Raw genomic sequence first — 20,153 nt, forward strand, 5'->3', positions numbered from 1 at the left:
TCTTATCTGTTTTATCTCAATGCTTTACTATAATCACTTTAACATCTCCGCTTTTTTCTATATCTCTCCTAAATTCTACTTCATTTTGTATAACACCTAAGTCGTAAACAATGTATAACTGACGATCATATTGTTTACTATATGCAGTAATATCTGCACTAATTTCATCAATTACTCTTGATTTTCTTCCTAGTCTAAGGAGTTTTACTTCTATACATAATTTAAGTTTTTGAATAATGAAATCAGGTATGTATTCCTTTCCAGAAAACTCAAATTTACCTGATTCTCTATCATAGTCAGTTCCTTTATTTAATCCCCTCCCTAAAAGTAATGATTCTACCGCATTTTGAATCTCTATTTCTTTTTCAGGTTTACTAAAAATAACTGTACGTAGTCTTGAAGAAATAAAATTTTCTATATTATCAAACTCATCATCTACAAAATCTACACTTCCTTCTAAAGTCGCACATAGTAATTTTGAACTTAGTAATATTTGTTCAAGTATCTTTTTTTGCATCCCCCACACGGTATCCATGAATCCTGGCATTTTATCTACCTGAAAAGTATAAATTATAGATGAAATATCAAGAACTTTTTGTACTTGTTCTGCAAAATCATTATACATATATGCCATATCTTTATATGCTACATACCTATTATGCTCTGCTGCATCTTTATTGTTTAAGATATCTTGTATAGTATCTATAAATGCTTTTATTTGAGCCAATAAAACCTTAATTTCTCTTGTTTTATCTAGTGAATTTTTTGCCATGAAAATTTTCTCCTTTTATACCCCAATATCCAATATACTAATTGATAAATTTGTGTAATTAAATCACCTGCTATATCGTTGCCAAAGTACACTCTTTGTCTAGATTAATTATATTTTCTTCTCCAAAATATTCTTTTGCAGTTTCTAAAACTTGATCACTTGGTTGAACATAGTATACTACAAGATTTTCTTTTGCTCTTGTACAGCATACGTAAAATAACTTTTTAGTTCTTTCCAATATTGAATCAAAATTTTTCTTCCTAGCTTTCGGAATATTTTCTTTTTTTTCAATATCAAATAAATATTCGAAATTATAACTAGGCCATCCTCCGTTATCTAAAACAGCTAAAACATTATCAAACTCAGTACCTTTTATTTTATGTTGAGTAGATATTGGAACATATCCTTCTAAATAATCATATAGATTTTTAAATATTTTATATTGGATATCCTTTACTCTTTTATATAAATACTCATTATTAACTATAAAGTAATCAAGTCTATCATCAATTTTATATATATTATTGATATGTGCATAGTTTATAACATCTTCAATTGTCTTATTTTCAATATTATTAAGTTCATCAATTACATTTTTTATTTTAAGCTTGTCTTCCATAGTTTTTATATTATAAGAAGTTATTCTTAAAAACTCATTATATTTATTTTGATTGTATAAATTTATTACATTTTGTATTTTAAATAAATGACTTATTAATTGATCTCTCTTCGACTTATTCTCATTTCCATTTAAATAGCTATCTTTTTTACCATCTATTAAGTTATCTTTTGTAAAATATATTTTCTTAACTTTTCCAAATTTCCAATGTTTAATAAGTTCATATAATTGTTTAAATTCATCAGATTCTTCTATTCTAACTTCTAGCTTAGTTTTTCCTTTATTAGGTTCTTTTTTGTATCTTAAGTCTACTTGATTTACTACACTATCAAATGTATCATTCTCGTTAATCTTGATATTTTTAGCTTTTATTTCTTTGATTATTTCATTTTTAAATTTTATAATGGGATCATCATCATATATTTTCATCAATATTTCAAACCCAGCTTTATTAGCTATTAATTTATGGGTTAGATATAATTCCTTTGTTTTATTAGGATCTTTAAAGTCCCATGATTTACAAGCTACACATTCTTTAACACTATCAATTAATACTTCTTTTGAATATATAAACTTTATGTCTCCTTGCTTAATAACTCCATCTTTCATATTTGGTGCGTTTAGATCATTTGATGGAGTCTGAGCAAGATTATCTATTCTTAATTTATTTGCTAATTCTATAACTTTTTGTGGACATCTTCTATTTTGTTTCTTTTGAATTTCCTTAATTATACCTTTATCTATATAATTATTTACATCTCCTACTCCATCATCATATATACATTGCATTAAATCTCCAAATAGTCCTACAGTTGTTTTTAACTTACCTTCTTGTATAAAATCTAATAATATTTCTATTACTAATGGTGATGTGTCTTGATATTCATCAACAAATATATATTTATACTTAGATTTTAAAATATTACGCAATTTGGAATATTTTTTGTACATGTAGTTAGCTAATATTAATACTTCATCGTGTGAAATTTCTCCTTTATCTAGCCTTAAATATTCCTTATAACTAACTCCATCTTCAAATTCATTGTAATATTCATTGTCTTTGTTAGGATTATTAATTTTATAGTTATTATCATTAATTATTTCTAGTAATGACTCCTTCATATCTTTCTGAAAGTGACTAATATTATCCCATAAAAAATCATGAATCGTTGATGCTGATACATTCCCATTTAAAATTCTATCATTTATTTCTTTTGCTGCTGCATTCGTGTATGTAATACAAGCTATTTTAGAAAGTGGGTCTAGTCTCGTAATTTCTTTTATAATTTGAACTAATGAATAAGTTTTTCCACTTCCTGCTCCTCCTGTTAATAAAAAGTTTTCATTTGATTTCATGCACTCTATTATATTAACTACTTCAGGTTCTAATTTTTCTTTAACCATATCAATCCATCCTTAATATATTTAGGTATTTTCCAATTTGAATAAGTTAAGTTATCATTCTCTTCACTATTTAATAAAACATCCATGGCAAATGATGCTTTACTTTGTATACATTTTATAGCTAATTCATAGCTACTATATCTATATTCAATACCATCTTCTTTCTTTTCTTTAAAAAACTTTCTATTCTTTAAACTATTAAATTTATCTTGATTATTAATTATTAAGCTTCTATTAATATGAAAAAAAGCATCTTCAAAGCTTCGTGCATTATATGTTTCTTTATCATCATTAGTTTCTTCAACTTGGTATACTAACATCAAATCTCCATCTTGTGATGACCTCCAGTATTGCCCATGTTTTTCTAATGTTTTATTCTTATAATCTAAATCTTTAAAAAATGAAAGTTGATCTCCTTTTCCCTCTAATTTATATTGTTCTAACTCTTTTTCATAAAAATGTTTAAGAGCTCCATTACTAGTATATTTACTTTCATCTACAGAACTCGCCACATCTTTATACTTAATACTTCCATCAGTATTTTTCTTTGGATTTCCGAATTCATCTCTATCTATTTCTTGTTTATATGAATCTATATCTGTTATAATCAATGTCCTTATTCCAATAAAAGATATAAATTTATCAAATATTTGTGAGTAGTTTCCAACTTCAATTATAGATATATTTTGAGATAATAAAGGTAAATCTGAACCTTTACTTTCTTCTTGATCTATTTTTTTCATCATAGCAGGAATTAATATTCTTTCAGTATCTCCTTCAATTAAAATTACTTTATCTGCAAAAAATATTTCCGCTCTATTTAAGGTTAAATATTGCTTCAAAAACTTAAAATGTGCTTTCCCTACATCTTTTTCTTTTGTATATTCGATTTCTAATTGTTTTAGATTTTTTGATTCAATATGTGATGATTTTACTTTTTTAAAATACTTAATATCATCAAAATCACACTCAGATACAATATGTGAAGAATGGGTAGTAATTATAGTTTGCAAGTTTAAAATATTTTCATCTTCTTCACAACTTTCTTTCAATATATCTTTTATGTTTTTTATAAAAATATATTGCATTTGGGGATGTGTATGTGCTTCAGGTTCTTCTATAAATAATAAATTCACATCTGCTGGCTTTATACCTTTTTTGTTATCTTTTCTAAATTCCTTTAATAGTGTTTCTATTTCAAATATCATACTTATTAGATTCAAATATCCTAGCCCATTATAGCTTTCAGGTAAATAATGATTATTATCATCATATACAACCTTTGTGTTTCCTTTTAGTAATTCTCTTCTTTGTAAAGATGAAATTACTTTTATAACAGTTTCATCTTTTTTCATTCCTCCAAATTTTTTTACTTTTCTAGATATATCACTAAATATATCATCATATACTTCCGATAGTTTAGAGTCTGTTTCTATCAATGCATCTTGAAATGCCTCTATAGTCTTACTTTGAGATTCATCTATTTCCATTTTTTCATAATATCTTGATGATAATGTTGATAAGGTATTATCATTTTCTGTATTAGTGATTGATCTATGTGCGCTAATATATTTAAAACTAATTATTTTACTTATATCTATTTTGTTTTTATCTAGATCTATAAACTCTTCTGAATTGATATTTTTTTTAGTTTGATCAAATAATACTGCTTTTCTGCGTATTTTAAAGAAACTTTTATAATATACGCTTATAAATTTTCTAAAACATTCTAATTCTTCTACTTTTTCATATTTTAATTTATATTCTTCAAATTTTTGCTTCATATTTTTAAAATCATGTTCATTTATAACATATTCAAATTTCAATACTACTATATTATTATCCGGATCCAAATCTAACATCAAATTACTAATATTAGAAAGATCATCATGTTCATCATATTCAATGAAAATAGTTAAGGATATTCCATCCTCTGTCTCCCATAGCTTAGATTTATCTAATATATATTCATTAATATTTTTTTTAAATTGAAAATTAAAGTCATCATATGAAAAAGTATTTATTGATGATTTATCACCTATAAACTTATTCAACACTGATAGTAATGACGTTTTCCCACAATTATTTTTACCTATAATAACAGATAATTCATCTTCTAAGTCTAAATTTAAATTTTTAAGTAATCTAAAATTTTCAACTTGTAGTTTTTTTATTTTCATTATTTTCCCCCAATCAAATAAGTTAATATCAAACTAATTATACTATATATGCATCATTATTTTCCATATTTTTACATACAATTCCATAGTTCTATCTAAATTTCAATATCATTTTCCATTATAAAAAAATAAATTATTTATACAATAAAAAAGGAGTACCAAAATGGTACTCCTTCCTATAAATCTATATCATTTAATATCTTCTTCAATTCTCTCAATTCTTCAGTACTAAGCGTAATTCCTTTACCCATCTTCTGATGATCGGCATCCCAATCTCTTATATCAAACTTAGGTGCTCTATCATTCCAGCTCACTAAATTTAACTCTTTCTTCCATCCATTACTTCCTTCTGAAATAAATCCAAAATTCTCAACTACTTCAAACTTTATACCTGCCATACTATCTACCTACTTTCCTTCATATAACTCAAATCTATAAACTTGATTTGTAACATTATCTTCTCTACCTTCTTCAACCTTCTCCATAAACATATCAAGCGGTCTAACATACATATCATAAGGAGGATACAACATCTGATACGACACCAATTCCTCACCTGTCTCCGAATGTTTCACTATACTATGTACATAATATAAATTCCCCTTAAAATGTCTATAAGGTCTTTGAACTTCTATCTTATGACTCACAACTTACACCTACTTTCTAAAAACTTTCCTAACTATCTTATACCCATTTTTAACCTATCTATCTGATATATTATACAACATTTTACTTATTAATTCCTAAATTCCTAAACTACTTTAATATTGACTACTCCCTAATCCACCTATACTTATCTTAACAAAACAAATGGAGGTGATTTAAATGGCAGTTATGGAAACTAAAAACCAATCTACATTAAAAATTAAATTCGATTGTGGGCTTGATAACAACGGTAAAACTATCGTTAAAAACAGATCTTACTCTAACGTAAAAGCAGATGCAACTTCTCAAGACATACTAGATGTTGCAAATGGAATAATAGCTCTACAAATGAACAGCTCACTTGAAATCTTAAAGCAAGACAACACAATACTTAACTAAAAATAATAATTAGGAGGTGTTTCTATAATGGAAACTACAACAAAATTAGTAATGCGTTTTAAAACTTCAATAGACAGAACAGTATCTATATCTATAGACGATCCAAGAGAAGATGTAACTGAAGCAGAGATAAAGACATTTATGGATTTAGTATTATCAAAAAATATCTTTGCTCCTAATGGTGGAGATATAGTATCAGCAATAGATGCAAAAATAGTAGTTACAGATACTAAAGACTACGACTTAGTTATATAATCCAAATTGTAAGGGGGGTAACGAAATGTTACCCCCTTTATTTAATTACAAGGGAATTATGTCACTTTAAAATCCGTGAAAAACTTGTGTGTAATAGTCATTTCAAAGATTTCAAAATTAAGTTACCGATCTTTACACGCATCTTCTCCTCCACCATATAATGTACTAGGAGGTTAAAAAACAATGAAAAAAAATATCATATCACTATTAGTAGTTTCAAGTGTAGTACTCACAGGATGTAGCACTCAACAACCTACAGAGGAAAAACTAAATTGTAGTCACATCAACCCATGTTCTACATTTGAACAACACGACAGTTTAATTAAAGAAGAAAATGACAATTCTATAAATGGATTAGAATCAGAAAAACCTAAAGATGAAGTTAAAGAGCCAATAAAAGATAATGATAAAGAGCCTAATGACAATGATAACAATAATGACAAACCTACTAAGCCTACCAAACCAACTACACCTACTAAACCTACAGTGCCTACAAAACCTACAGAACCAACTAAGCCCGACCCAAATCCAGACCCAGACAAGGTAGTGTACAGAGTTAATGTTGCAAGTTTTAAAGAAAAAGAGAATGCAGAAAGATTAGTTGAAGCAATAAAAAATCTAAACCATGATGCTTTTTATGATGTGGCATGGGTAAATGAGGAAACTTGCTATAGAGTTTCAATAGGGAGTTTTGAGAATAAAGATAATGCATATAAGCTAGTAAATGAACTAAAAGCATTAGGATATGATGCTTTTATAAGTGAATTTACACCGTAATATATAAGTCTATATTATACTAAGCCACTTATAAATATAAGCGGCTTTTTAATGCAATTTTTTAAATTCGATATTTTTTAAAAAGGATTACTTTTTTATGTTTAAATTAAAAGCTACATATCGTATTTAATAATCTTTCTAACCTGAACATCACTAATATGATACTTTCTTGAAAGCTCTAAATAGTTGCTTCCATCAAAATTCTCCTTTATATATCTATTTCTAATACTCCTAGTCAAATTAATCTCATTAGGAAAATATATAGAATTGCCCCCTACTAACTTAATCAACTTTATAAATGCCTCTATCCCTATCTCTTGTGCAATGTCTTGCATATTCTCTGGAACATCTTTTAATTCCAATCTCTCTATCATAGCCCCTCCTTAATTAAAGAACTTCTTTAATATTTAAAAATAAAATTTATATTTACACTTATATCAATAACTTTTATTGAAAGGATGTGTGTTTTTATGAATTCAGAAATCCATACACTTATTGCAAATGTTGGCTTTCCTATCGCTATGAGTATGTATTTACTTATTAGGATAGAAGGTAAACTTTCTGCTTTATCTGATTGTATCAATGAACTTAGTAAAAATATTATGAGTATGAAGTAGTTTTTACTGTGTGCTAAAAGATAAATATCTAGGCTTCATTAACTTATATATTTATCTTTTAAGCACTATACCTTATCCTTGAATCTAACCGTATATCCTATAATTTAACTTCTTGCCAACAAGGTTGATTATATAAGCTTTACTCATTTCAATTATCCTACTACCTATGGCTTCATCAATGTTCATAAGCTCTTCTAGGTATTTTTCTGTGCTAATAATCATAGGTAAGTTGTTGAAATATCTATGGTTTATTATTTCAAACATAATGTTTAAATCACTTTTAGTTACCCCACCTTTGAACAAGTCGTCTATTAAAAGCACCCTTGAATTTTTATATCTATTCATCAACTTTTTATAGCTTTCTTCTTCCATGATATTTTGTTTTAAGCTCATAATACTTTCTCGATAAGGCATATATATCACTCCTATACCTTTGTCCATAAGTTTGTTTGCTATTGCAAGAGATAGATGTGTTTTACCACTACCAACTTGTCCCATAAACATTATTGAGTTTCTTCTATCGCTTTGTAGTTGCTTGAAGTTTTTTGCATAAATGTTAGCTGTTCTAAAGGCTTCCAAACTTTCCATGCTAAAGGAATAGTCAAAGTTATCAAAGGTCTTTTTCCTAAACTCTTCGCTTATTCCACTGTTTTCTAATATACTTTCACATATTCTTAAGCTTCTACATTCACAAGGAGTTGCTATGTTGTCATTTAGTATAAAAGTTAGGTCTTTGCATTTTTCACATTTGTAGCTATTACTTTTCTTGTAGCATTTTTCGGATTTCTTCAAGTTCTTTTTCAGTTGGTTTTCTAGGTAATTGTCCATCTTCTTCATTTGTAGCTTTCCCCCTAAGCTTAACTTTTTCTTCGTGTTGATTTAAAGCTTTGATATTTTTTATATCTTTATCCACCCACTTATTTATAATTCCTGCTACATAACCTTTGTTACATTTACCTTTGTCTGTAGCTATTTCTATTGCTTTTTTAAATAGTTCTAGGTCTATTTTATTTGTGATATCTTTTATCCAATCTTTTACGATTTGATTTACTACTCCAATATTTTCTTCATAGATTTTTTCATAATCACTTACTTTTTCTTTATCTATGTCTTTATCTTTCTCTTTTTCTTCTTCTTTTTCTTTCTCTTTCTCTTGTTTAATATTTGGGAGCGTATCGTCATACGTATCGTTGTTATTGATGTTTTCAAGGTATTTTACAAGCACCTTTTTTATATCATCTTTTTCTATGTTGATTAGTATGTAATCCACCAAAGATGTGTCTTTTACTTCTTTTATCTCTTTTTCTATACAATCTATCATTGGTTTTCCACCTCTGGTTAAATTGTATTTTCCCCACATCTTTATAGCTAGTTCCCTAGTTTCACTGTTGTATTTTATGAAGTCATATTTGTTTTCAAATCTTTCCATTAGGATATTTATACTTTCTATAGAGTATCCAAGTTCAAAAGCTATTTGTTTTTTAGTTATTTTATATATTCCCAGTTGAGTTGTGTTTGGGTTTGTTAGTAAGTACAAGAAGAATAGTTTATCTTCTGGTGTAAGTTCTTCCAAAACCCTCGGATCACGCCAAAACTCTGTATGTACTTTTCTAAACAACGACATTTAAAATCCCCCTATGTATTCTTTGTTTGCTCTTTGTAATCTTTCTTCTAGTATTTTATTAATTAAGTATAATTGCCCTTTTCCCGTTATGTATGTGCTAACTACAAGTTTTTCTCCTTCTGGTGTTTCTACTGTCTGTTCTTTGGTTTTAAATAGTCCTTGTTCTAGGTAATTTTGTTTAGGTGTGTTTTTGTCTCTTCCAAAACTTATTAGATAGCCTTTTTCTCTAAGCCATTGATATAGTCGATTTCTTCCCACTGGTATGTTCATGTTGTTTAATACTTTGGCAAATGCTCCTACACTTATTCCATCATCTATGCTGGATATAGTTTTTCCCAGTCGCATGTAGCCTTTGTTGTCGTTTATGGTGTTTTTCAAATTCATGGCTTGATTTTGTGCTATTTCTCGTTTTTCTTTTTCTTCTTTTAGTTTTTGAGTTAATTTTAGTAATAAGTCTGGGTCGTCTAGTACATTGTCTACTGTTTGTGCGTTCATGTACATTCCTGTTTTTCTTATGCTTGGTAGTACTTCTTCGTAGATCCATTTTTCAAAGCTTTTTGCATTTGGTAATTTTGATTTAGTGATTAGTCGATATAAGTTAGCTTCGTTTATGAATTTTTTCTCTACTCTTTTTCCCCCTGGAATGTTTACAGCTTCAAATATTATTCCGTTTTTGTTACAGTGATTTATTATTGCTTTTCTAGGATTTTTATACCCTAGTACGTATGCAACTCTTGCTGATTCTATGTATGTTTCCCCCTGTTTGTCTAATGTTATAAAGTCTCCAAATTCTTGGTTATTGAACAATCTCACTTTATTCATTAATTTTACCCCCTACTTTGTTATACACTATGTCGTGTATATTTTGCACCATAAGTGCAGTTTTAAAATAATAATTTAAAATATTTCTTCTACATGTACTCCAAATAAATCAGATATTTTCTTTGCCAATTTTAAAGTTGGCGTTCGAGTTCCTTGTTCTATTTTATAATAAAAAGATTCTGAAATTTCAAGATATTCAGCCACTTCATGTACTGTTTTCTTATTCATCTTTCTTATGATTTTAATTCTGCTACTCATTTTCCAAATCCCCTTTTGTTATATTTTTTATTATTTACAATTCAAATAGTATTCTACCTTTTGTAGGTGTGTCAACTCATTATTTCCTATTTTATGGAATTTTTTTAATATTTTGTACAATGTGTGATATTACGATACATCAGAGGTGTTTTTTATAGATTCTGGGTACAAAAAAATGAGAGCATAAGCTCCCACATATCTAGTTTATAATATATTAATATTATCCATTACTAAACTTCAATTTATATGATTTTATTTACTTTCTAATGAAACTAAATAGCCGTCTATTTCTTCTGCTACTCGGTCACCTTCTACGAATTTTTCTTCTTTCATTTTTTTCTCAGTGACTCTATATTGTTTTTCTATTTCATTTTTATCAATTACATAAATCACTACGTCTGTCGAATCCTTCGCAGTTTCGATTTTTTTTATTATCATTATGTTTTCTGAAAGTCGTTTATCTTTTGCTTGACCTATTGCCATTCCTATACACATTCCGATTGGAATTCCAAAACACATCCCAAGACTCATATTATCAGGAAAGAAAATAGTACCAAATATTAAACCACCTGAAACCCCAAAACACATTCCAAGGCTCATATATAGTACCATGTATTTTTGGATTGGATTTTTTTTATTCTCCATAGTTACCGCCCCCAATTCCTATATATATTACTATAAATATAGTTAATTCATACTTTTATACAATTGCTTCCTTTTCTATATTATAGCACTAGCTCAATTTTCACATTGACATTTAGAGTATTTGGGAAACTTTTTATTTTTTCTCTTCAGCTCGTGTATCTGCATAATATCTTATTCCTGCTGTAAATAAAATTATAGCTATAAGATTAAATGCACTATCATCGCCTATAATACTTGTATATAAGAGCATCAAAAGTGCTATAGCCAATAATATTAACTTTGTTTTACTTGTCATAATTCTTCCTCTCCTCGTTAAATTATTGATTATAGTTTATCATTATTAAATTTTTTAAAAAGTTAATTGGCCTAACATCTATAAATTTGGTACTAAAATAGTTTTTATAAAAACAAGGAGTACCAAAACGGTACTCCTTACTTTTATCATGATATATTTTTAATATATAAAAACTATTTACTCTTGTACTTATCAAACCTAAAACTCACAGTAACTTTTGCAAGATATATGATAAAAGCACACATTGCTATCCCCAAAATTAACGGAGAGATAAAAATGTATCCAATCACTCCCACCAAAAGTATCAAACTTTCTTTTAAAAGTATAATTCCATAGTCTTTGCTTAATTTTAATTCATCGTATAATTCTCTTTCATCCTTTGAAATAGCATAGTACCCGTTTATTAAAAAAGCACCTTTTTCTTTCAAAATAAAAGCTACCATAGATAATAAAAACAATGCCCCCGACATAATTATTGCTATCCTTAACATAGATTCTCCCCCTGAATTAATTCCCAATATATAATAATCTACTTATTTTTATTTTAGCATTATTTAAACTTATTTAGTGCTACTCTCATCAACTGTGCTGTTCTTAATTTAATATTTTTTAAAATTAAACCCTAATATTTCTACATCATCTTTTTTATTTAATCTCTCGTCATAATTTTTTCTCAACTGAATTATATTTAAGTGATCAAAACCACATTCTTTATATAATTTCATAGCACTTGTGTTTCTAGGTATCACATCAACAAACGTTGATACAACTCCTCTATCAATCATAAGTTTATCTAGTTTTTGCATTGCAAGTTTTCCAATACCATTACTTCTATATTCTTCAAGTATAAATAAATCTTCTAGCCAAGCTACATTTTGCCCCCCAAGCCTTATATAGAAGAATCCCACAGGTTTATCATCTGAGAAAATATTATATACTGATCCTTGTTTTTTCCATTCATTTAAAGTTTCTACAGATTGTTCATCCGTCTGCCAATACTCTTTTGGTGCATTATTTAATTTTCTATGGTAATTCATTAATTCTGTAATCATTTTTGTAGTATGTAAAAATAAAGAGTCATTAATCTCCTTAATATTAATATTCAAAATATCATACCCCTAATAAATTTATATTTATCAATTCCATAGCTATATTATATTGAGAATTTTACTTAAATATATCAATATTAAAATACTCACTAAGCGTTGATTTCCTTCCCTCTTCATCCCAATTCTTATATAATTTAAAAACTGTTTTGGGATTTCCTTCTCCTACTACTTCAACTATTTTTTTCACAGTATGAAAGCTAATATAATAATCATACATAATTTTTCTCATTTCATTAGAATAACTTTCTGTCCCAAAATCTTCTATTGAATTATCCTTAAAAATATTTTTGTAATACATAATATAATCCCACTCAACTTGAGAAATATATTCAAACTCATCATAACTTAATAAATACTTCCTGCTAAGATATTCACACATACCTTCTTCAAACCATATTCCATTCTCCATATCATCCTCATTAAAATCATCTAAAAAAAGATCCAGATGATGAGTGAACTCATGTCCTAATAACTGTAGTATCAAACTCGTTGTTATATTGTTATGATAATTAACTACCTTCTCGTTAGGTACATCCTTATGTATATCTCTATATATAGTTTTCCATGTAAATATTTCAGGTGAAATACATATGAATCTTTCATTTGTAAAGGCTGGTATTGGAACATTAGAAAAAACTGTCGTTGCTAATTCATTATTAGTCCATACTATTGCCTTTGGATAATCTATTAAATTATATTCTTTTTCTAACACTTTAAGATACTCTTCTATTTTGATTGAAATATTCTCTATATCACTTTTGTATTTTTCTGCTTCATGTATACTTTCAAATGCAAATACTTGTTTTATTTTTCCTCTCAACATTTAGCATTTAAGCTCCTTTCACAAAATATCCTCCACTATATATAGTATATTATTATCAGATTAGTAGGCATATTCATTAAAAAATATTAAATTTAGGCTATGTTAGCTTACTTCGTGATAATCATAGTAAAAAAACAACCACACTTTAGTATTTTCAATGGATTTAAAGCTAAAGTGTGGTTATTTATATAATTTGATACATTTAGTGCGTAATATATTAATAGTCAGTATTCAAAAACTATTTAAGATTTCTTACCGTAATTTATTCCAAAAACTACATTTGCACAACCTAAAATTGCCCAAATTGTACTTTTTTGCATAAACGCAACTATAAACATCAAGACAGCCGCTATAAAATATATTTCTTTTGTATGTTCTTTAATAAATTTCATTATGACCTCCTATTGTATAAATAATCTCCACTACAAATTCCTATTTATCTATATGTTATCAGAAGTATTTATACTTCGCATTATATAACAATTGCGAACTTGATTATACTATATACTATATTCAATTATTTTCCAATTTTAAAATAGTCTCATCAATTTGGAGTATAGTTCCTTATTTTAAGTTAATTCAATAAATCTATTTCTAATAGTAGCTCTAGTTACATAGGTACCTTTAGTGGCTACATCTACTAACATGTCTTTGATTCTATCACTCTTTTTATTCTTTTTGCTTAGTTGCAAAAACTTAAACCAAGCTATTATAACCTATTTTAGATATAATTAATCACGAAGATAGCTAACAGAGCCTAAATTTAATATAATTTCCTTTATATCAAACAAGGAGTACCAAAACGGTACTCCTTGTTTTTTAGCATAATTGATTTTTTAATATATATACTTATATCCAATATATTTGAACTTAAAATTGTAACCTTAAATTGTAATAATAGTCTTATGACTTTTTTAAATTGTAATTTGTAAGTTGTAATTTGTATTTAATCTAAAATCCTCTAATTTTAATTTCCAAAATAATTTTCAATTATGCTTATATATATTACTAGCACTAGGCTAAAGTAATAACAGTTTCATTATTAGCTTTATTAATAGCTAATTCTAACTCTAATATTTCTTCATTTGTATTCTCAAGTAGAGTCTTCATCTCTGATTTATCAAAGTTTGCTTCAGTAACTTTGTAGTATACAGAAGTTGCAGCTGCATCAACTTTTCTTTGCTTAGATGACTTTGATTGATCTATTATCATCTCAATTATATCTACTTGCTCTCTTAATTTTTTTAATCTATTTAATCCACCTTGTATAGTTAGATTTTTACCCTCTATATCTATCTTAGTTATATTATTTAACTTAGCAATTTCAGTTCTTAATTTTTCTATATTATTAGCTAAATCTAATGTTTCTTTAAATTCTTTTTCAAAATCAAACTCATCATTACACTGATACTTTTGACCATCAGCTTCTAATATATATGAAACTGTTGTACTCTGAACATCAGATACTTGATGTAGTTTTGTTCTATATATTTTTTCTAATTCAGCTACTTTTATTATAGCTTGGCTTAGTGTTAGTATTTGCATAGTATTCACACCCCCATTAAATAATTATTCTTAATATACCATAAATATCCATGTGTGTCTTATCGAAATCCTTACTGTATCCCATTTGTAACCAAATGTATAAATCTATCACTTACACTTATTATAAATCATAGTTTGAATATATAAAGATAACAAGGAGGGGCTAATATGGATATGTATTATGGTGATCCAACATTTGACTTGTTTTCAATAATGTTTTTTATAATATTTTTTATTGTTATAAGTAGCTTTATAATCGCTGCTATCAAAGGGGTTAATCAATGGTCTTATAATAATAAACAGCCTGTATTAGATGTAAAATGTAGAGTTGTTTCTAAAAGAACTGAAGTTACAAGGCACTCTGGGCATACTGATGCAAATGGAATGCATCATCATGGAAGTAGCTCTACCAGTTATTATGTTACTTTTGAATTTGAAAGTAAGGATAGAATGGAATTTAGTGTTTCAGGAAAAGAATACGGCATGCTCGTTGAAGGTGATATAGGAACTTTAAAATTCCAAGGAACTAGATACTTAGAGTTTAACAGAAGTATTTAAATCTAATAAAACAAACAGCGAATAGGTGCTATATAAGTTGCAGCGACATTTACAAGCTTGATCTTTAGCTTGTATGGAGCAAAACTTATATAGCACCTATTCGCCTAGACTTCGCTAAATCTCTACAAAACAACAGCTATAACAAAAGCTACCATAAGTACAATTCCAACATACATTTGAAATTTTCTATTATTCTTATAATTTATCCAAGTCATAATACTAAGTAAAATTACAAACAACAAATTTATAACCATTAACGGTATATCAACTATATTAAACGACCTTAAACCTATTAATCCTATTGAAAAAACCGCAATTCCCAAAGCTAAATTTGAAATAAACTTCCCACTCATAAAAATCCCCCCTATTTAAATTACTTAACCTTGTATCCCCCACATACCTTTAATTTTAAGTAAAAAAATTGTTAATATATCTATATTGTAGCACTATATTATAATATATTCATTTCACTAATTAATAATATTTTTACTGCCTAACTACATATCGCTATACCCACAAAAAACGTTTTTAATCATTTCTTTCTTTTTTTGTTGACAATTTTCTCAATTTAAATTATCCTAAATTTAGGACATATTAATGACATGTCCTAAATAAAAAGATAAATATTTCTTTTTTATTTATCTTTCAAGAAAACGATTACCCTTTAGGGATATATTTTAGGGAGGCTTTATGGAAAATAGCAAAAATTTAATCAAATTAATGACAACTGCTTTTCTTATAGTTGTTACATGTGAATTCATTGGTGAGTATACAGTTAATATAGGTCCTGTATCTTTAGTGTTATTCCCAATGTTATACGCAGTTATAGTAGGTATTATAATTACCCCAGATTTATTAGGTAAAAAAATAAAAGCATTAAAAGAAACTATAGGTGAAAAAGAAATTAATATAGCTGGTGAAGTTGTTGGAATCGCACTAGTTTTACTTGGTATAAAATATGGTTCTACTGTTGGACCTAACCTTGAAAAAATAATACAAGCAGGACCTGCTTTCTTAGCTCAAGAATTTGGTCACATACTAGCTCCAATAGTAGCATTACCTCTAGCTATATTATTTGGATTCAAAAGAGAAGCTATTGGTTCTTGTTCTAGTATAAGTCGTGAAACTTCTTTAGGTGTTATATCTGAAAAATACGGTATAAACTCTCCAGAAGGAAGTGGAGTTTTAGGTACTTACTTAATGGGAACAGTCCTTGGAACAATATATTTCTCAATACTAGGTTCAGTTTCAATATATACTGGACTTCATCCATATGCTCTAGGAATGGCAACTGGAGTTGGAAGTGGTAGTATGATGACTGCTGCATCTGCTGCACTTACGAAAGTTCCAGAAATAGCAGCTGACCCTGCTATGGTTGACACTATACTTTCATATGGTGCTACAAGTAACATGATGTCTAGTTTAACAGGATTAATCTTCTTAGTATTTATAACTCTTCCATTTACGAATAAGTTATATAACATACTAGAACCTAAATTAGGAAGAAGATCATCTAAATCAAATAAAAAAGCTGCTTAGTTTAAGAGAGGTGTATAAATAATGTTTGCTAATATAAATTTAAAAAGAAGTTCATACCAACTTGTAGTTATGTTAATAGTTGGTGCAATGATTTTAATAGGTCAATATATAAGTAAGGGAACATCAATAATAACTGCCCTTCCCGGTATGTTAATAATGATAGCTGCAGCTATGGCTGCTATGATGTTAAAGGATTTATTTCCAAAATCAATATTTCCTGCATTCGGATTTGCAACAATAATAGGTTTATTACTTAGTATACCTGGAAATCCAGTATCTGATGTTTTTAATGAGCAAGTTGCAAATATAAACTTTATGGCAATTACTACTCCACTACTAGCATTTGCTGGTATATCGGTTGGTAATAAAATAGAAGATTTAAAGAAAATGTCTTGGAAGATAGTTGTTATATCTTTAGTAGTATTCACAACAATATTCTTTGCTTGTGCAACTATAGGACACGTAGTTTTAAAGTTACAAGGAGTTATATAATTTTTCATAAATTTTAGGAGGATTTACTAATGAACAAACAACAATTAAAAGAATTAGTTATAAAAGCAATAGATGATAATAGAGATAAAATAATAGAAGTAGGTCGTGGAATATACGAAACTCCAGAGTACGGATACAAAGAATACAAAACTACTGAAGCTGTGGCAAACTTTTTCACAGATGAATTAGGATTAGAAGTTGAAAAAAACATAGCTGTTACAGGTTGTAAGGCTGTTGTTAATAATGATAAAAAAGGACCTCATATATCTATCTTAGGTGAATTAGACGGTATATCTTGTAAAGAGCATAAAGATTCTAATGACATAGGTGCTTCTCATACTTGTGGTCATAATATACAAATAGCTGGTATGTTAGGTGCTGCAGTTGGTTTAGTAAAAAGTGGTGTACTAGATTCTCTTGATGGAAAAATATCTTTCATGGCTACTCCAGCTGAAGAATTTATAGAATTAGAATACAGACAATCTTTAAAAAACAATGGTGAAATAACTTACTTTGGCGGAAAGCAAGAGCTTGTTAAAAGAGGTTATTTTGATGATGTAGATATGTCTATGATGTTCCACTCTTTAGATATGGGTGAAAACAAAGCATTAGTAGGTCCTGAGAGTAATGGATTTATAGGTAAAAAAGTTCAATTCATAGGTAAAGAAGCTCATGCAGGTTCTGCTCCATATGATGGTATAAATGCTTTAAATGCAGCAATGCTTGCTATAAATAATGTTAATGCTTTAAGAGAAACTTTCAAGGAAAGTGAAAGAGTTAGATTCCATCCAATTTTAACTAAAGCTGGAGATATAGTAAATGTTGTTCCTGCTGATGTTCAAATGGAGTCTTATGTAAGAGCTAGAACTATAGAAGGTATGATAGATGCTAGTGAAAGAATAAATAGAGCTTTAATAGCTGGTGGAACTGCTGTTGGTGCAGAGGTTGTTTTAACTGAAATACCAGGTTATTTACCAATACTTCGTTATAGAGATATGGATAATTTATTTAGTAATAACCTTGTTTCATTAGGTGTAGAAGCTGAGAAAATAGTTGATGGTGGAGATTTCACAGGTTCATTTGACTTTGGTGATATATCTCACTTAATGCCTACTCTTCACCCTATGATAGGTGGTATAAAAGGTGCTCTTCATACTAGAGAGTACGAAATAATTGATGAAGATTTAGCTTACATAGTTCCTGCAAAATCAATGGCTATGACTGTTATAGATTTATTATTTGATAATGCTAAAGAAGCTAACTCTATATTAGATAGCTTTACTCCAGTTATGACAAAGGATGAGTATTTAGAGTTCTTAGCTAAATACGATAGAACTATATAATTACTGTGCTATTGTTCTATAATAATAGATTTTGATAAAAGTGTGGCATCTCATTTGGTTAATGAGATGCCAATTTTCTTTTCTAAAATAATATTTCAATTAAGTTTTTAGGTCTTCCTCCACCTTGACTTGTTTCTTTTGCATACACTCGTCCTAGTTCAGCTTCTGTTATTTTTTTAAGTATACGTCTTGCACTTCTTTCACTTAAGTCTAAGTGATCTGCTAGTTCTTTACTGTCATATACATAACTTCCTCTTAAATTACTAATAGCTATTATCTTTGCTACAGATTCACAGCTTAATCCAGTCTTTTGTGATATATCTATAATTTTTTTATCTGAAGATACTAATGAATAACTTATTTCATTTCCAAGTCCTAACGGTCCTTTTATTATATTATCTTCATCAACCACATATATTTCAAATTCATTAGATTTTAAAGTCTTTGAAATAGCTTTATATGCATTTGCTTCTCCTTCATATGCAGTATGTCCTACTCCAATTCCTACTTTAAAAGATATTCCCATTGATTTTATATCCTTTTGTAGCTTATATAATCTTGAGTAATTAGCTTCACTTTCTACTGCCCCTTTATGTGCAAATACAATGTATTCATCTCTACCAAAGTTGAATAATGATCCTTGAATACTTTTAACATATTCAATTATAAGTTTGTCCATGTCTGTCTTTTTTAGCATATTACTATAATAGCTTTCGTTGCAGCCTTTACAATCTTCTAGCTTTATAATTTCTACTGCTATTTGATAACTTTTAGCTTTATCTAGCTCGTATTTTTCTTTTATTTTTTCATAACAAACCTTTATTTGTGGTCTAGTTGCTTCTAATCTAAATACTGGATAACCTTCTTCTTTTAGCTTTTTATACACTCCTCCAAATCCAGTAAGTATCACATCTATTTTATTGTTTGTATATAAATCAATATGCCATTTTGCATATTCCATTTCATCTATTTCGTTTGAAAAAGGAAGAGAAAATACTTCATTAGAGTTCATTTCTAGTTCTTTTAAAATATCATCTAAGATTTCTTTTTCAACTACATCTATGCTCATTCTATTTAAACTTAAATTTGCATCTCTTACTGCATTAAAGGCTTTTAATATACTTGTACCACCTCTAGATACAAATGAGTTTACTTTTTTCACATCATATTTTTCTTTAACAGCAACTGCTACTCCACAGCCTGTAAATATTATTGCATCACATTCTTCTTCACAACTTGATATTAATTCTATAGTATCTATTACTCTTTCGCCTATGTACAATTTAGCTTCAATATTATCTTGTATTTCTTCTAAATAGTTTTTTATCTTTAATCCCGAATCTAACGGTCCTATAATCCCAATCTTCAACTGCTACCTCCTACTAACACCCATGTTAAAATGCTTTTACTATTAATTTAATTGCCCCTAATC

27 protein-coding genes and 1 pseudogene are annotated in these 20,153 nt (G+C 28.0%); 8 read left to right on the forward strand and 20 right to left on the reverse strand.

Annotated elements, in window-relative coordinates:
• Positions 1–16 precede the first annotated feature (16 nt).
• The 5 genes from ACEXNK_RS11620 to ACEXNK_RS11640 all read right to left on the reverse strand — a co-directional run bounded on the left by ACEXNK_RS11620 (position 17) and on the right by ACEXNK_RS11640 (position 5,622).
• Positions 17–772: a PD-(D/E)XK nuclease domain-containing protein gene (locus ACEXNK_RS11620; RefSeq protein WP_373598709.1), complete on the reverse strand. Its 756-nt coding sequence runs from the start codon at positions 770–772 to the stop codon at positions 17–19.
• Between the two features lie 70 nt (positions 773–842).
• The gene (locus ACEXNK_RS11625) at positions 843–2,795 is read right to left on the reverse strand and encodes an AAA family ATPase (protein WP_373598710.1); all 1,953 of its coding nucleotides are present in this window, start codon (positions 2,793–2,795) and stop codon (positions 843–845) included.
• The gene (locus ACEXNK_RS11630; protein ID WP_373598711.1) at positions 2,777–4,975 is read right to left on the reverse strand and encodes an ATP-dependent nuclease; all 2,199 of its coding nucleotides are present in this window, start codon (positions 4,973–4,975) and stop codon (positions 2,777–2,779) included. The genes ACEXNK_RS11625 and ACEXNK_RS11630 overlap by 19 nt, the downstream gene beginning before the upstream one ends.
• Before the next feature lie 176 nt (positions 4,976–5,151).
• The gene (locus tag ACEXNK_RS11635; RefSeq protein WP_373598712.1) at positions 5,152–5,373 is read right to left on the reverse strand and encodes a YdbC family protein; all 222 of its coding nucleotides are present in this window, start codon (positions 5,371–5,373) and stop codon (positions 5,152–5,154) included.
• Positions 5,374–5,382: 9 nt separating this feature from the next.
• Positions 5,383–5,622 (reverse strand): DUF1653 domain-containing protein, encoded by a 240-nt coding sequence (locus ACEXNK_RS11640; protein WP_373598713.1) that lies wholly within the window; start codon positions 5,620–5,622, stop codon positions 5,383–5,385.
• A 178-nt stretch (positions 5,623–5,800) separates the two neighbouring features.
• Between ACEXNK_RS11640 and ACEXNK_RS11645 the strand changes: the two genes are divergently transcribed.
• From ACEXNK_RS11645 to ACEXNK_RS11655, 3 genes are all read left to right on the forward strand, one after another.
• Entirely contained in the window at positions 5,801–6,019 is a 219-nt protein-coding gene (locus tag ACEXNK_RS11645; RefSeq protein WP_373598714.1) for a DUF1659 domain-containing protein, read from the forward strand.
• Between the two features lie 27 nt (positions 6,020–6,046).
• Complete coding sequence (locus ACEXNK_RS11650; RefSeq protein WP_373598715.1) at positions 6,047–6,274, forward strand: DUF2922 domain-containing protein; 228 nt, start codon at positions 6,047–6,049, stop codon at positions 6,272–6,274.
• A gap of 183 nt (positions 6,275–6,457) precedes the next feature.
• Complete coding sequence (locus tag ACEXNK_RS11655) at positions 6,458–7,051, forward strand: SPOR domain-containing protein (protein WP_373598716.1); 594 nt, start codon at positions 6,458–6,460, stop codon at positions 7,049–7,051.
• A 113-nt stretch (positions 7,052–7,164) separates the two neighbouring features.
• Here the strand turns inward: ACEXNK_RS11655 and ACEXNK_RS11660 are convergent, their stop codons facing one another.
• Positions 7,165–7,425: a Mor transcription activator family protein gene (locus tag ACEXNK_RS11660; RefSeq protein ID WP_373598717.1), complete on the reverse strand. Its 261-nt coding sequence runs from the start codon at positions 7,423–7,425 to the stop codon at positions 7,165–7,167.
• A 96-nt stretch (positions 7,426–7,521) separates the two neighbouring features.
• On the opposite strand from ACEXNK_RS11660, the gene ACEXNK_RS11665 reads away from it, so the two are divergent.
• Complete coding sequence (locus ACEXNK_RS11665) at positions 7,522–7,668, forward strand: YvrJ family protein (protein ID WP_373598718.1); 147 nt, start codon at positions 7,522–7,524, stop codon at positions 7,666–7,668.
• 84 nt (positions 7,669–7,752) lie between these two features.
• On the opposite strand, the gene ACEXNK_RS11670 is transcribed toward ACEXNK_RS11665, so the two are convergent.
• From ACEXNK_RS11670 to ACEXNK_RS11725, 12 genes and pseudogenes are all read right to left on the reverse strand, one after another.
• Entirely contained in the window at positions 7,753–8,505 is a 753-nt protein-coding gene (locus ACEXNK_RS11670) for an ATP-binding protein (protein ID WP_373598719.1), read from the reverse strand.
• Positions 8,426–9,292 carry a DnaD domain protein gene (locus ACEXNK_RS11675; protein ID WP_373598720.1) on the reverse strand — a complete coding sequence of 289 codons (867 nt, stop codon included), beginning with the start codon at positions 9,290–9,292 and terminating at the stop codon, positions 8,426–8,428. The genes ACEXNK_RS11670 and ACEXNK_RS11675 overlap by 80 nt, the downstream gene beginning before the upstream one ends.
• Complete coding sequence (locus ACEXNK_RS11680) at positions 9,293–10,114, reverse strand: phage antirepressor (protein WP_373598721.1); 822 nt, start codon at positions 10,112–10,114, stop codon at positions 9,293–9,295.
• Positions 10,115–10,189: 75 nt separating this feature from the next.
• Positions 10,190–10,372: a helix-turn-helix transcriptional regulator gene (locus ACEXNK_RS11685; protein WP_373598722.1), complete on the reverse strand. Its 183-nt coding sequence runs from the start codon at positions 10,370–10,372 to the stop codon at positions 10,190–10,192.
• Between the two features lie 252 nt (positions 10,373–10,624).
• Positions 10,625–10,972 carry a hypothetical protein gene (locus ACEXNK_RS11690; protein ID WP_373598723.1) on the reverse strand — a complete coding sequence of 116 codons (348 nt, stop codon included), beginning with the start codon at positions 10,970–10,972 and terminating at the stop codon, positions 10,625–10,627.
• 178 nt (positions 10,973–11,150) lie between these two features.
• On the reverse strand, positions 11,151–11,312 hold the full coding sequence (locus ACEXNK_RS11695; protein WP_373598724.1) for a hypothetical protein: 162 nt from the start codon (positions 11,310–11,312) through the stop codon (positions 11,151–11,153).
• A 173-nt stretch (positions 11,313–11,485) separates the two neighbouring features.
• Positions 11,486–11,803, reverse strand: a complete 318-nt coding sequence (locus ACEXNK_RS11700) for a DUF3784 domain-containing protein (RefSeq protein WP_373598725.1) — start codon at positions 11,801–11,803, stop codon at positions 11,486–11,488.
• 108 nt (positions 11,804–11,911) lie between these two features.
• Positions 11,912–12,418: a GNAT family N-acetyltransferase gene (locus ACEXNK_RS11705; protein WP_373598726.1), complete on the reverse strand. Its 507-nt coding sequence runs from the start codon at positions 12,416–12,418 to the stop codon at positions 11,912–11,914.
• A gap of 61 nt (positions 12,419–12,479) precedes the next feature.
• The gene (locus ACEXNK_RS11710; RefSeq protein WP_373598727.1) at positions 12,480–13,244 is read right to left on the reverse strand and encodes a collagenase; all 765 of its coding nucleotides are present in this window, start codon (positions 13,242–13,244) and stop codon (positions 12,480–12,482) included.
• 242 nt (positions 13,245–13,486) lie between these two features.
• Positions 13,487–13,636, reverse strand: a complete 150-nt coding sequence (locus tag ACEXNK_RS11715; RefSeq protein ID WP_283592757.1) for a hypothetical protein — start codon at positions 13,634–13,636, stop codon at positions 13,487–13,489.
• Between the two features lie 177 nt (positions 13,637–13,813).
• Positions 13,814–13,954, reverse strand: a pseudogene (locus ACEXNK_RS11720) (IS1595 family transposase); the annotation flags it as partial.
• A gap of 304 nt (positions 13,955–14,258) precedes the next feature.
• Complete coding sequence (locus ACEXNK_RS11725) at positions 14,259–14,789, reverse strand: hypothetical protein (RefSeq protein ID WP_373598728.1); 531 nt, start codon at positions 14,787–14,789, stop codon at positions 14,259–14,261.
• 168 nt (positions 14,790–14,957) lie between these two features.
• Here ACEXNK_RS11725 and ACEXNK_RS11730 point away from each other — a divergent pair, with 168 nt between their 5' ends.
• Positions 14,958–15,347: a DUF2500 domain-containing protein gene (locus tag ACEXNK_RS11730; protein ID WP_373598729.1), complete on the forward strand. Its 390-nt coding sequence runs from the start codon at positions 14,958–14,960 to the stop codon at positions 15,345–15,347.
• 122 nt (positions 15,348–15,469) lie between these two features.
• Here ACEXNK_RS11730 and ACEXNK_RS11735 read toward each other — a convergent pair whose 3' ends face one another.
• Positions 15,470–15,700, reverse strand: a complete 231-nt coding sequence (locus ACEXNK_RS11735; protein ID WP_373598730.1) for a hypothetical protein — start codon at positions 15,698–15,700, stop codon at positions 15,470–15,472.
• Positions 15,701–16,037: 337 nt separating this feature from the next.
• Between ACEXNK_RS11735 and ACEXNK_RS11740 the strand changes: the two genes are divergently transcribed.
• Genes ACEXNK_RS11740 through ACEXNK_RS11750 form a run of 3 tightly spaced genes read left to right on the forward strand, consistent with a single transcriptional unit; the run spans position 16,038 to position 18,721 of the window.
• A complete protein-coding gene (locus ACEXNK_RS11740) occupies positions 16,038–16,886 on the forward strand; it encodes a DUF3100 domain-containing protein (RefSeq protein WP_373598731.1) in 849 nt (282 codons plus the stop codon).
• Positions 16,887–16,907: 21 nt separating this feature from the next.
• Positions 16,908–17,378, forward strand: a complete 471-nt coding sequence (locus ACEXNK_RS11745) for a hypothetical protein (RefSeq protein WP_373598732.1) — start codon at positions 16,908–16,910, stop codon at positions 17,376–17,378.
• Between the two features lie 29 nt (positions 17,379–17,407).
• Positions 17,408–18,721, forward strand: a complete 1,314-nt coding sequence (locus ACEXNK_RS11750; RefSeq protein ID WP_373598733.1) for an amidohydrolase — start codon at positions 17,408–17,410, stop codon at positions 18,719–18,721.
• Positions 18,722–18,803: 82 nt separating this feature from the next.
• Here ACEXNK_RS11750 and ACEXNK_RS11755 read toward each other — a convergent pair whose 3' ends face one another.
• Positions 18,804–20,090: a transcriptional regulator gene (locus ACEXNK_RS11755; RefSeq protein WP_373598734.1), complete on the reverse strand. Its 1,287-nt coding sequence runs from the start codon at positions 20,088–20,090 to the stop codon at positions 18,804–18,806.
• Positions 20,091–20,153 lie beyond the last annotated feature (63 nt).

Origin of the sequence: Paraclostridium bifermentans (assembly GCF_964259345.1) — a bacterium.
GTDB lineage: Bacteria > Bacillota > Clostridia > Peptostreptococcales > Peptostreptococcaceae > Paraclostridium > Paraclostridium bifermentans_B.

Coding starts and splice junctions, on each gene's coding strand:
- ACEXNK_RS11625 (WP_373598710.1), bottom strand. CDS start 2,795: ATGGTTAAAGAAAAATTAGAACCTGAAGTAGTTAATATAATAGAGTGC.
- ACEXNK_RS11700 (WP_373598725.1), bottom strand. CDS start 11,803: ATGTTAAGGATAGCAATAATTATGTCGGGGGCATTGTTTTTATTATCT.
- ACEXNK_RS11730 (WP_373598729.1), top strand. CDS start 14,958: ATGGATATGTATTATGGTGATCCAACATTTGACTTGTTTTCAATAATG.
- ACEXNK_RS11655 (WP_373598716.1), top strand. CDS start 6,458: ATGAAAAAAAATATCATATCACTATTAGTAGTTTCAAGTGTAGTACTC.
- ACEXNK_RS11740 (WP_373598731.1), top strand. CDS start 16,038: ATGGAAAATAGCAAAAATTTAATCAAATTAATGACAACTGCTTTTCTT.
- ACEXNK_RS11650 (WP_373598715.1), top strand. CDS start 6,047: ATGGAAACTACAACAAAATTAGTAATGCGTTTTAAAACTTCAATAGAC.
- ACEXNK_RS11670 (WP_373598719.1), bottom strand. CDS start 8,505: ATGAAGAAGATGGACAATTACCTAGAAAACCAACTGAAAAAGAACTTG.
- ACEXNK_RS11680 (WP_373598721.1), bottom strand. CDS start 10,114: ATGAATAAAGTGAGATTGTTCAATAACCAAGAATTTGGAGACTTTATA.
- ACEXNK_RS11620 (WP_373598709.1), bottom strand. CDS start 772: ATGGCAAAAAATTCACTAGATAAAACAAGAGAAATTAAGGTTTTATTG.
- ACEXNK_RS11735 (WP_373598730.1), bottom strand. CDS start 15,700: ATGAGTGGGAAGTTTATTTCAAATTTAGCTTTGGGAATTGCGGTTTTT.
- ACEXNK_RS11635 (WP_373598712.1), bottom strand. CDS start 5,373: ATGGCAGGTATAAAGTTTGAAGTAGTTGAGAATTTTGGATTTATTTCA.
- ACEXNK_RS11725 (WP_373598728.1), bottom strand. CDS start 14,789: ATGCAAATACTAACACTAAGCCAAGCTATAATAAAAGTAGCTGAATTA.
- ACEXNK_RS11710 (WP_373598727.1), bottom strand. CDS start 13,244: ATGTTGAGAGGAAAAATAAAACAAGTATTTGCATTTGAAAGTATACAT.
- ACEXNK_RS11690 (WP_373598723.1), bottom strand. CDS start 10,972: ATGAGCCTTGGAATGTGTTTTGGGGTTTCAGGTGGTTTAATATTTGGT.
- ACEXNK_RS11665 (WP_373598718.1), top strand. CDS start 7,522: ATGAATTCAGAAATCCATACACTTATTGCAAATGTTGGCTTTCCTATC.
- ACEXNK_RS11715 (WP_283592757.1), bottom strand. CDS start 13,636: ATGAAATTTATTAAAGAACATACAAAAGAAATATATTTTATAGCGGCT.
- ACEXNK_RS11745 (WP_373598732.1), top strand. CDS start 16,908: ATGTTTGCTAATATAAATTTAAAAAGAAGTTCATACCAACTTGTAGTT.
- ACEXNK_RS11675 (WP_373598720.1), bottom strand. CDS start 9,292: ATGTCGTTGTTTAGAAAAGTACATACAGAGTTTTGGCGTGATCCGAGG.
- ACEXNK_RS11685 (WP_373598722.1), bottom strand. CDS start 10,372: ATGAGTAGCAGAATTAAAATCATAAGAAAGATGAATAAGAAAACAGTA.
- ACEXNK_RS11695 (WP_373598724.1), bottom strand. CDS start 11,312: ATGACAAGTAAAACAAAGTTAATATTATTGGCTATAGCACTTTTGATG.
- ACEXNK_RS11630 (WP_373598711.1), bottom strand. CDS start 4,975: ATGAAAATAAAAAAACTACAAGTTGAAAATTTTAGATTACTTAAAAAT.
- ACEXNK_RS11660 (WP_373598717.1), bottom strand. CDS start 7,425: ATGATAGAGAGATTGGAATTAAAAGATGTTCCAGAGAATATGCAAGAC.
- ACEXNK_RS11750 (WP_373598733.1), top strand. CDS start 17,408: ATGAACAAACAACAATTAAAAGAATTAGTTATAAAAGCAATAGATGAT.
- ACEXNK_RS11645 (WP_373598714.1), top strand. CDS start 5,801: ATGGCAGTTATGGAAACTAAAAACCAATCTACATTAAAAATTAAATTC.